This window comes from Streptomyces sp. NPDC012825 (assembly GCF_042900925.1).
In the GTDB taxonomy this organism is placed as follows: Bacteria; Actinomycetota; Actinomycetes; order Streptomycetales; family Streptomycetaceae; genus Streptomyces.
Window position 1 is genome coordinate 1 of the sequence record NZ_JBIBBZ010000039.1, and the last position, 10,131, is coordinate 10,131.

Genomic DNA, 10,131 nt, shown 5'->3' on the forward strand with positions numbered 1-10,131 from the left:
ATCCGTGCCCGGGAGCAGCGGCGCTATCCGCTCCCATGCCGCATCCGTCAATTCCCCTCGACCCATCACAAGATCAATTATCAGACACGACCTAGTGGGGCTGCCGTACCGGAGGCCCGTCCACGGTGACGGTCCGGCAGCCCGGGAGTACGGCGCCTACGGCGCCGACGTGCTCCTTGGGGTGCGGTGCGGGTGACACTGGGGTCGTGCCCGCACCGAGCGGTCAGCGCCCGGGCCAGGAGTACCGGCGGGCGAGGATCGTCAACTCCTCGTCCAGCCGGCCGGGCATCCCTCCTGCAGTCCCTCGTCCGGCTGCCTGCTCTGGAGCACTCCAACGAGCTCTACGCCGCCGTCGTCGCCTCGGCCTTCCTGAGCGCCAGCGACCGCCCTGTGAAGGTGAGCACCAAGCAGGCCGTCGACCTGGTCAAGAAAACCGCGAGCGTGCTCAATGTCCGCGACGTCGCCGCGGCCCTGACCGCCTGGACTCCCTGAGTGGTTCCGGCCGGCAGTGCCCCCGACGCCGCGTACGGCGTTGGGGACGACGCGGGGCCGCTGGACCGGGCAGGGCCCGGGATCGAGGAGTGCGCGGACCGAGCGCCGGAGGCGTGCGAGCTCGCGGAGGCGGCAGCTGGGCACGGCTGGCGCGGCGGCCGTCGACGACGCCCTGGTCGCCGTCGACACCCCCGTCGACGCGCTCGCCCAGATCAGTCCGGAGGCCGGCGAGGCCTTGGCCACGGTGACGGCGTCGACGGCCCAGGCCCGCCGGCGTCTGGGTCTGGCGATCGGCGCCGGAGCTCAGACGGTCCCGGCCGCGAAGGCGTCTGGGTCTGGCGATCGGCGCCGGAGCTCAGACGGTCCCGGCCGCGAAGGCTTCTGGGATTTCCCGGCCTGCCGGAGGACGGCCGCAGCGGCGTGACCTGGGCCCAGGGTTCCAGGGCGTCAGCTGACCGGCTGCGAGACGTGCATGACCGGCTCGTCGAGGACGACCGGGCCCACCGTGGTGACGCCGGTTCTGATGGGCCCCAGCGGTCTCGTTCACAGCCCTCGCTTACAGACGTGTCCGTCAGTCGGCCGCTGTCCCATGCGAGGGGACACAGCGGCGGGCCATGCCGGGGCCGTCGCCTTGCTGGGCGGGCCGCTCCTTGCCCTTTGTGAAGCGCAGCCACGCGCTTAGCGCCGCCTGCAGCTCGACCACCGCGGCCCAGTCAAGGGCCCCGCCGGTCGACCCGACGTGCAGGCGTACGCCGTGGTCGTTCACTGACCAGCCGACAGGCCGCCAGCGCGCCGGGGTGAGGGCGAAGCCGTCTTCCCGGGTACGCAGCATCGCGGCGGGCGCGGGGCGGGAACGTCTTGTCGCGGGGGGCCCGCGTGATGTGCTCGGAACGGGAGGACAGGGCGAGTGCGGTGCGAAAAGCGGTGATGGCCGCTTCAAGAGACTGCGGGGTGGTGGGCTCCGCGCCGGTGAACGCCTGAAACAACTCGCGATCCGCCACCGGAGTCAGGGGCTAGGTCTCGCCGAGGTCAAAGCGCACGACGGACAGTGGGATGAGGAGGCGGGTACAACCCTTGTGCGTGTACGCGGCGTGGTGGCGGCGAAGGTTGGCAATGAGGCGGGCGAGCGGGTGCTCGCCCTGGGGGCTCGGGACCGGGCTGTCCCCCCGCGGTGGACAGGTCGGGGCGGGATAGGCGCGGCAGCTTCCCGTAAAGGCCCTGGGCGCGGTGCAGGTAGCCCGGCTCGGTTGCCAGGGCCGTCACCTGCCGGTTGGTGGTGTCGTTGCCCAGCCGGAAAAACACGGTCAGCGTCACGGCTGCGCGGACGCGGAGTCGCCAGCGTCGGCGGCCGCGATCCGGAGAGCGATGACACTCGGCGCCGATGAAGCTCTAGAGCGCACGGTCGATGCCGCCAGTGGCGTGGCATCTCGGCAAGGCCTGCTCCAGTCAGTGGCCAGCAGTCCCTGAGCTCATCGACGTCTTGCTTCGGAAGACCTTCCTGACAGAGTCGCTCTGACCGCAGAACCGAAGGTCGTGACAGCGCTCAGTCGCTGCCCCGACGGGGCAGCGACTGAAGCAGAGCCACCGTCGCTCAGTTCAATCACTGAGAAAAACCCCAGGCCAGAGCTACTGACCGTACACCGCTAGCGACTGAAGCGACTGAAGCTCTACATATTGGCTGTGCAGATCGCGCGTGTGCGTGTCATATATAGGCATCTACAGTCGCTTCAGTCGCTTTTTGATCAGGACCATGGCTTTGACCTGCGGTTTTCCTCAGCGATCCAGAGCAGCGACCGAAGCGACCGAGTCGCTCTCCGACAGCTTGGGTCGCTGCCGCACTCCCTCTTGCGACTCGCCTGTCTCCAGGGGTGACTCGATCGAACGGGCGTCTTCGCTAGGCTGTGTTCGTTATTGAGTCGCTTCAGTCGCTTTGGGGGGAACGAAATGCCTGCTGAACTGCAGGTTTCCTCTAGCGACTCAACAGCCGCTGCCCCGAAGAGCACGCCGCCGGATCCGCTTACCCTCGCCCGATGGACCGGCCAGCCACGGCTGGCCGGTCCACCCCCTGGCCCCGGGTAAGAAGACCCCAGCAGGTAACTGCCCGGCCTGTCGCACCCCCCGACACAACCACCAGACCTGCCCTTGCAGGACCGAAGGCCGCTGGTGCCACGGATTCCACGCAGCGACCCTGGACACGAACCGCATCCAGCAGTGGTGGGGCCGCCGCCCCCAGATGGGCGTCGCCGTCGCCTGCGGGCCGGCCAACCTCGTCGTCATCGACATCGATGCCCACCCCGCTGCTCCCCCCCACAGAAACCGCCTTCTTCCCGGCATCACCATCGCCGAGGACATCGACGTCTCGCAGATGACCACCGGCTTCCACACCCTCGCCGTCCTGGCCGCCCTCCGCGGCGAGAAAAGCCCTGCCGACGACGACACCACCCTGCGCGTGCGCACTCCCTCGGGCGGCCTGCACATCTGATACCGCACCACCGACACCCGTCGCTGGCAGTGCTCCTCAGGATCCGGCAAGAATCGCGCACTCGCCTGGCAGGTCGATGTCCGTGCGGAAGGCGGCTACATCATCGCCCCCGGCACCACCACCGAAGCAGGTACCTACACCCCGCTCGGAACCGTCCGCCCCCCCGCGGCGCTCCCGGGATGGCTCGCCCAGGAACTCCAGCGCACCCACCACCTGCCCGCCGCCCACATTTCAGCCCCGCGCCCTGTACCCAGCCGTGCTCGCCAGGCCGTCGCAGCCGCCCGCCATGGTGACAGTCCCGTCATCACCACACTTGGTACCGTCCTGGCCGAGGTCGCCGACTGCGCCGGCATCACCGAAGGCGCCGGGTTCTCCGAAAAACTCAACCGAGCCGCCTACACCGTCGGAGGCCTCGTCGCCGCCGGCCACCTCACCGAGACGGCCGCGCACGAAGCCCTCTTCGAAACGGCCCGGCACGCCCGTCCCGGCCAGGAACGGCGATCCGAAGCCATCATCCGCAGCGGTATGACCGCAGGCGCCCGACGCCCCCTTCACCCCGGGAGCCGCTCGTGACTACCCCCGTCGGCGGTGAGCCGAACATGCTCTTCGACTTCGACCCCCACGGCATGGCTGCGCAGATCCTCGCCAAGTCCCACCCCGCCCTGCCTTCCCCGCAAACCGGCGAACCCCAAGCCCCCGTCGCCACCCCCACGGCAGGCGGAGCAACCTCACAAGGCCTCCTGCCCGACTCCCTCACCGACCGCGGCAACGCCAAGCTCTTCGTCCGCCTCTACCAGGCCGACTTCCGGCACGTCCCTGGCCTCGGCTGGTACCGCTGGGACACCACCCGCTGGCAGGTCGACGAAGACGACTCCGTGCTGTGGGCCGCCGGCGAGATCGGCGAACACCTCGCCACCACCGACCCCACCGGCGAACACACTCCAGAAACCCTGCGCAAGCACCGCCGCCGCGCCCTCAGCACCGCCGGCATCAACGCCATGCTCACCCAGGCCAAATCCGCCCCCGGCATGGTTCTCAAAGCCGAACACCTCGACGCAGACCCCTACGCCCTGTGCACCCCCGCCGGCATCGTCGACCTTCACACCGGCCTGGTCCGCACCCCCGACCCCAACAAGGACTTCCACTCCCGCTCCACCACCGTCGGCCCCACCGCCACGCCGATCCCCAGGTTCCTGCGCTTCCTCACCGACACCTTCGGCGACGACACCGAAGGCACCGAGATGATCGCCTTCCTGCAACTCCTCCTCGGCTACTCCATCACCGGCGACGTCGGCGGCCAGGTCATGCCCTTCCTCTTCGGCGCCGGAAAGAACGGCAAATCCGTCCTTCTCGACGTCTCCATGAAACTCCTGGGCGACTACGCCGACGCCGCCCCGCCCGGCTTCCTCATGGCCCGCCTCTACGAAGGCCACCCCACCGACCTCGCCGAACTCCACGGCCGGCGCGTCGTCGTCTGCTCCGAGGTCAAACCCGGCGACAAGTTCGACGAAGCCCGCGTCAAACACCTCACCGGCGGCGACCGCATCAAAGCCCGCCGCATGCGCCAGGACTTCTTCTCCTTCAACCCCACCCACAAGCTCTGGCTCCTGGGCAACCACCGCCCCGAGGTCGGCACCGGCGGCTTCGCCTTCTGGCGCCGTATGCGCCTGATCCCCTTCGAACGCACCGTCTCCGACGACCGGCGCATCGACAACCTCGCCGACATCCTCGTCGCCGAAGAAGGCCCCGGCATCCTCAACTGGCTCATCGACGGCGCCCGCCGCTACCTGGCCGGCGAAAAGGACCTCACCGGCCCCGACAAGGTCCGCATCGCCACCACCGCCTACGCCGAAACCGAAGACCACACCGGCCGCTTCTTCGACGAAGCATGCCTCCTCGGCCCCGACTACCGCACCGAACAAAAAGCCCTCTACGACGCCTACCGCGCCTGGTGCTCCAGCGAAGGCTGCCTCACCCTGAGCAACCGAACCTTCGCCGCCCGAGCCCGCGAACTCCTCGGGCTGTCCTCCCCGAAAGAGATGATCTTGTCGAATTCGAGGAAGTACTACCCTGGCATCGGACTACTCGCCCAAGAGGAGACGGCATGAGTTCCCTGATCAGCGAGAACGATCTCAAGCACGAGACCGAGCTTGTCTGGCTCGAGGACATCACCCGCCTCGACTACGTCCGCCAGAGCCTCGACCGCCTGCCCACACGTTCCGGCAAACCCGCCTACCACCGCGACGGACGCATGGTCGGCTACGCCATTCTCGGCCCCGGCGCCAAAGCCTCCCGCGCCTCTGGCACCTTCCGCCGACGCGTCTTCTGGCTCCTACCACACGACCGCGACACCGAACCCGAAGGCCTCTACGCCAGCTCCGCACCCGCCGAAGCCGTCGACCCCGAAACGCTCGAGCCCGCCACCAAAGGCCGCAAAACAGAACGCAGCGAAGGCGGCCCCCCCTCCAGCGCCATGCAGGAACTCGGCATAAGCCTTCCCCTCTGACAGCCCGCACCTCAGCGACTCAAGCGACTCAGAAATCAACATCCTCGCCCTGGCCTGCAGATGCTCCAACAGGCCCTCCGGTAGCGCAGAACGCAAGAAAACACCCCAGCGACCCAAAGGAAAAGTATCCGCGAGTCTTCAGCCGCTGGACTGAAATACCAGGTCAGAGAGGCAATCAGCATCGGTCGAGCGACCGAAGCGACTGAAGCCCACACATAAGTCCCCTATAGAGGGCCAGTGTCTCAGCACCCTGGCGAAGACCGCAGAAGCACACAGACTTCAGGCGGTGTACTGAACTCTTCCGGTTAGACACGCAAAATGCCCTGCAGCCCTTCGCCGGAGCTCACCGCGCTCCGTGAAGCGCCTCCGCACCACGCAGCGAGTAAGGAAGTGCTCAGGAGCGCAAAGACCGTACGGCTGTCCGCCTTCCGTAGAGAAGGACCACCCTCGTAGTCGTCGTCGTGCCAGCGCATCCTCTGCGGAAGCGTCTCGTTGGCCCAGGGGAGGGAGGAGGCGGAGTGGTGCGGGATGTGAAGGTGCTGTCGGTGTGGATCCGGCGCCGGTACCGCGAGGGTGCGAGTCTCGCGGTGGTGGCCCGGGAGCTGGGGGTGTCGAAGAGCACCGTGCGGCGTCATGTGCCGGCCCGGGAGCGGCGCGATGCGCAGGCCGCGGCGCGGCAGCGGCACCGCAGCCGGGCGAAGACGCCGTACGAACAGGCGCTGCGGGCCCAGGTGGCGCGCCTTTACGGTTCCGGGATGCCGCAGCAGCGGGTGGCGGCCACGCTGGGGATCTCGGTCGAGGCGGTGGTGGCCCGGCTCGCACCGAAACAGCGCCGTTCCCGGCAGGAAGCGGCCCGGCTCGCCGTCGAGCAGCAGGGCGAACTCCTGCCGCGGGACGAGATCGTCGCCCGGTACGCGCAGGGCGCGACCGTGGCCGAGCTCGGCCGGCTCTATGGAGTACACCCCTCTACGATCCGGCGCAGGATCCCCGACGACCTGATCCGCTCCCGAGGCCGCACCCCGCAGACCCGGCTCCGGCCCCGGCAGGTGTTCACCGACGAGGAGGTCCGCCGCCGGTATGCGGCGGGGGAGAGCGCCTACGCGCTCGCCCGCGAGTTCGGCGTCTCCCCCCACACGATCCGGGCCCGGATCCCCGACGCCGACTGGCGCGCCCGCACGCCCGGGGAAGCCCCCGTCCCACCGCCTTGTCCTGCGGGACCGAGGACGGGTGGGGTCCGGATGGTGCTGGCGCTCTCGGACGAGGAGATCCTGGTCCGCTACCGGGCCGGGCAGTCCGCGACCGCGATCGGCCGCGCGGCGGGTGTGGACTGCCGCACGATCCTGCGCCGCATCCCCGAAACCGAACGCCGCGGCCACCTTCAGGCCCAGCGGCTGAACCGGCCGGCCCCCGACGTCGACGCGGACACGATCCGTACGCTGCGCGCCCGCGGTCTGTCCTGGGAGGCGATCGGCGCCGAGGTCGGTTTGTCGGCGAAGACGGTCCGCGCCCGCGCGTAAACGTTGGAGTTCCTCGACTCCGGCCTCGGCCGTGCCGCGGCCCACCCTCGGTTCACGGTTTGCGTCGTGCCTCGTACCCGGTGACCTTGGGATGAGGGCGACGCCTTCTCGAAACGGCCGGACTACGGTGCTGGGTTGTAGTGGACGACGCTGGTCTCGCAGGCCTCAGCGTGTACCTTCAGTGCCTCAGTCTCTGTCTGGTCGACGGCTAGGCCCCAGCGCAGCTTGGTGGGGGTTCATTCGCCGATGCAGCGGCAGTGCGCTTTGGACAGGGGCGGTATCCAGGCAGCCGGGTCCCGGACGGCCATTGCATGAAAGGGGCAGGCCCAGGGAGCCAAGGTTGAGCACGGGCAGACGTACCCGATTGGGCGACTGTGCCTCGGCCTGCTACAGGCCAAGATCATCCGGTGAGTTCTTCTCTGACGCGCCGCGCGTGCGCCGTAGCCCTTCTTCTGACCTCGGCCCTGATCCCCGCTGTGACCGCATCAGCCCAACCGGGAGACTCCGGCAAGGCATCGGGGCGTGCTGTTCAGGCCCGCCTGCTGGGTGAAAGGACCGTCCCGCACAAGCTCACCTTCCAGGACACCACGGTCGGGGGCCTTTCCGGCATCGACCGCAATCCGTGCACCGGCGAGTACGTGTTCATCAGCGACGACCGCTCCTACCTCCAGCCCGCCCGCTTCTATACCGCCAGGCTGGACGTGGACGCCGGCGGTGTGCACGCCGTCGACTTCACCGGCACCCGTCCTTTCCTCCAGCCCGACGACTCGGTCTACCCGTCCCCGACCGCCGGGGACGGCAAAGCCGTCGATCCGGAGGAGATCCGGGTCGATCCGCGCAGCTGTGCCTACTGGTGGGCGCAGGAAGGCGATCGTCCCAAGACGGCCGGCCCGCCGGTCATCCAGCCCTCCATCCAGTACGCCGCTCCCACCGGCGACTACCTCGGCCAGCTGAGGCTGCCGGCGAACTACACGATCACGATGGAAGAGCGCGGGCCGCGCCGGAACCAGGCGATCGAAGCGATCACCTTCGGCTCCAGGGGCAAGGTGGTGACCAGCGCGGTCGAGGGGCCCCTCCTCCAGGACGGCCCGGAACCGGACGTGAACCACGGCGCGCTGGTCCGCGTTACCCAGCAGAGCCGGGAAGGGCGCATGCTGGGACAGTTCGCCTACCCACTGGAAAAGATCTTCGCCGAGAACGACCCCGACAGTCCCTGGGGCCCTGACACCGGAGTGCCCTCCATTCTCGCCTTCCCCGACCAGCCCAACCGCTACCTCGTGCTCGAACGCACCTGGGTTGCCGGCGCCGGCTACAAGATCCGCCTCTTCGACGCCACTACACGCGGGGCGACCGACGTGCGGGAGACGGAGTCGCTGGCCGGACAGGGCATTGCACCGATGCGCAAGAAGCTCGTCACGGACTTCGACACCCTGGGCCTGTCGGCCGTCGACAACACCGAGGGCATGACCTGGGGGCCGGACCTGCCCTCCGGGGAGCGACTCCTGATCCTCGTCAGCGACGACAATTTCGACAAGGAGGCGATCACCCAGATCGTCGCCCTCGGCATCCGGTGAGCGCACCACTGACCAGCACTCATCCATGAGCCGAACAAGGGCACCTGCCGTGTAAAAGCCCGCCGTAGGCGCCCTTGCTCATCCATCAAGACACTTATGCCCGACTTCAGCTCTGACCGCGTTACGGCGCGGTTTGCGCGGTTCGCGTCGCGCCCCGCACCCGGTTAACCCCCGGTACGGGGCACGGCGTCTTCCCGCTCCTGATCTACGGTGCGGGGTTGTAGTGGACGACGGTGGTCTCGCAGGCCTCGGCGTACACCTTCAGCGCCTCGGCTTCGCTCTGGTCGATCGCGAGGCCCCAGCGCAGCTTGGTAGCCGTCCATTCGCCGATGTAGCGGCAGTGGGCGTCGAGTAGGGGCGGCATCCAGGTGGCCGGGTCCTGATCAGCCTTGAAGCGGTTGATACGCGCGGTGACCGCGACGAGGGAGGCGGCGGCGCCCTGGTCGTTGGCGTACGCCTCGCGCCTGGCGGAGGCCCAGGTGTTGGCGCCTGAGTCCCAGACGGACGCCGCAGCCGGGTTCGGCTGAAGCGGTCATCGAGGAGTCGTCCTCGCGGTGGGGCGGACGATCCGGGGGGTCAGCAGGCGGTGTTGGGCGGCGGGGCGGGGGTGGCGGTGGTGTTGTGCTGTTCGTCGACGGCGATGCGGGCCAGTTTCGTCAGCATCATGCCGTTGCGGATGGAGACGAGGTAGTCGACGGGGAGCCCGTGCATGCGGGTGCCGGGGCCTCGCAGGGGGTGCCATTCCAGGAGGAAGAGAGTGTTCCCGCCCCAGGGGATCAGGTTCATAGCGATGCGGGCGGCGCCGAAGGGGTCGGCCTTCGCTTCCAGTTCGAGGCGGCGCTCGGGCCGGCAGATACGGACGACGCAGGTGTCGTCCAGGACCAGGGGACCGAGGCCGACCCGGACGCGCAGCCGGGCGCCCACGTCGGGCCAGTGGGGATCGGCGGCGATGACCTGCTGCGTGCCTGAGACCCATTCTCCGTAACGGTGGCCGTTGGCCAGCAGTTCCCAGACCTTGGACGGCGGGCTCAGGATCAAACGACGATTCCGGGACACTGCGACGCCTTTCTCGCTTGCCGGAGCGGCCTGCGCCGGGTTGACCACGGTCCTGGCCCGGCCCTGGCCGAGGCTATCCGGCAACGGGTCCTGCTCCCACGCACACGGCCGCGTGTCGTTCCGTGCCATCTGGCCGACTGATGAGGAGCATCGCTCATGGAAGGCCTTCCGTGCTTCCCACTCCTATCGACTCGAAGTTGCGAAGATTCCGAGCCCACAGATAACCTGAATTGGGCTATTTTGTGCGAAAATCCCCTACTTGTATTCAGAAGACACCTGTCTCCGAATCGGATGGGATGCGGTAGTCGTGGGCAAGAATCTGAGCCGGGCCGCATACGACCACCTGTGGATGCACTTCACCCGCATGTCGTCGTACGAGAACTCGCCCGTTCCCACCATCGTGCGTGGCGAGGGCACCTACATCTTCGACGACAAGGGCAAGCGCTACCTCGACGGTCTCGCGGGCCTCTTCGTGGTCAACGCCGGACACGGCCGCCAGGAGCT

Annotated in this window: 5 protein-coding genes and 3 pseudogenes; 6 read left to right on the top strand and 2 right to left on the bottom strand. The window is 68.4% G+C overall.

Annotated features, from left to right (window positions below; translation table 11 throughout):
- The first annotated feature begins 2,436 nt into the window (after positions 1-2,436).
- From ACFY7E_RS32590 to ACFY7E_RS32610, 5 genes and pseudogenes are all read left to right on the top strand, one after another.
- Positions 2,437-3,547 (top strand): annotated as a pseudogene (locus ACFY7E_RS32590) (bifunctional DNA primase/polymerase).
- A 26-nt stretch (positions 3,548-3,573) separates the two neighbouring features.
- Complete coding sequence (locus tag ACFY7E_RS32595; RefSeq protein ID WP_389491405.1) at positions 3,574-5,082, top strand: phage/plasmid primase, P4 family; 1,509 nt, start codon at positions 3,574-3,576, stop codon at positions 5,080-5,082.
- Positions 5,079-5,480 (top strand): DUF6009 family protein, encoded by a 402-nt coding sequence (locus ACFY7E_RS32600; RefSeq protein ID WP_389491395.1) that lies wholly within the window; start codon positions 5,079-5,081, stop codon positions 5,478-5,480. Before ACFY7E_RS32595 ends, ACFY7E_RS32600 begins: the two co-directional genes overlap by 4 nt.
- A gap of 521 nt (positions 5,481-6,001) precedes the next feature.
- On the top strand, positions 6,002-6,997 hold the full coding sequence (locus ACFY7E_RS32605; protein ID WP_389491399.1) for a hypothetical protein: 996 nt from the start codon (positions 6,002-6,004) through the stop codon (positions 6,995-6,997).
- 476 nt (positions 6,998-7,473) lie between these two features.
- Positions 7,474-8,571, top strand: a complete 1,098-nt coding sequence (locus ACFY7E_RS32610) for an esterase-like activity of phytase family protein (protein WP_389491401.1) — start codon at positions 7,474-7,476, stop codon at positions 8,569-8,571.
- Between the two features lie 205 nt (positions 8,572-8,776).
- Here ACFY7E_RS32610 and ACFY7E_RS32615 read toward each other — a convergent pair.
- Both ACFY7E_RS32615 and ACFY7E_RS32620 read right to left on the bottom strand, forming a co-directional pair.
- Positions 8,777-9,079: pseudogene (locus ACFY7E_RS32615) on the bottom strand (HNH endonuclease); the annotation flags it as partial.
- A gap of 68 nt (positions 9,080-9,147) precedes the next feature.
- Positions 9,148-9,627: an SRPBCC family protein gene (locus ACFY7E_RS32620; protein ID WP_389491403.1), complete on the bottom strand. Its 480-nt coding sequence runs from the start codon at positions 9,625-9,627 to the stop codon at positions 9,148-9,150.
- A 349-nt stretch (positions 9,628-9,976) separates the two neighbouring features.
- Here ACFY7E_RS32620 and ACFY7E_RS32625 point away from each other — a divergent pair.
- Positions 9,977-10,131: pseudogene (locus ACFY7E_RS32625) on the top strand (aspartate aminotransferase family protein); the annotation flags it as partial.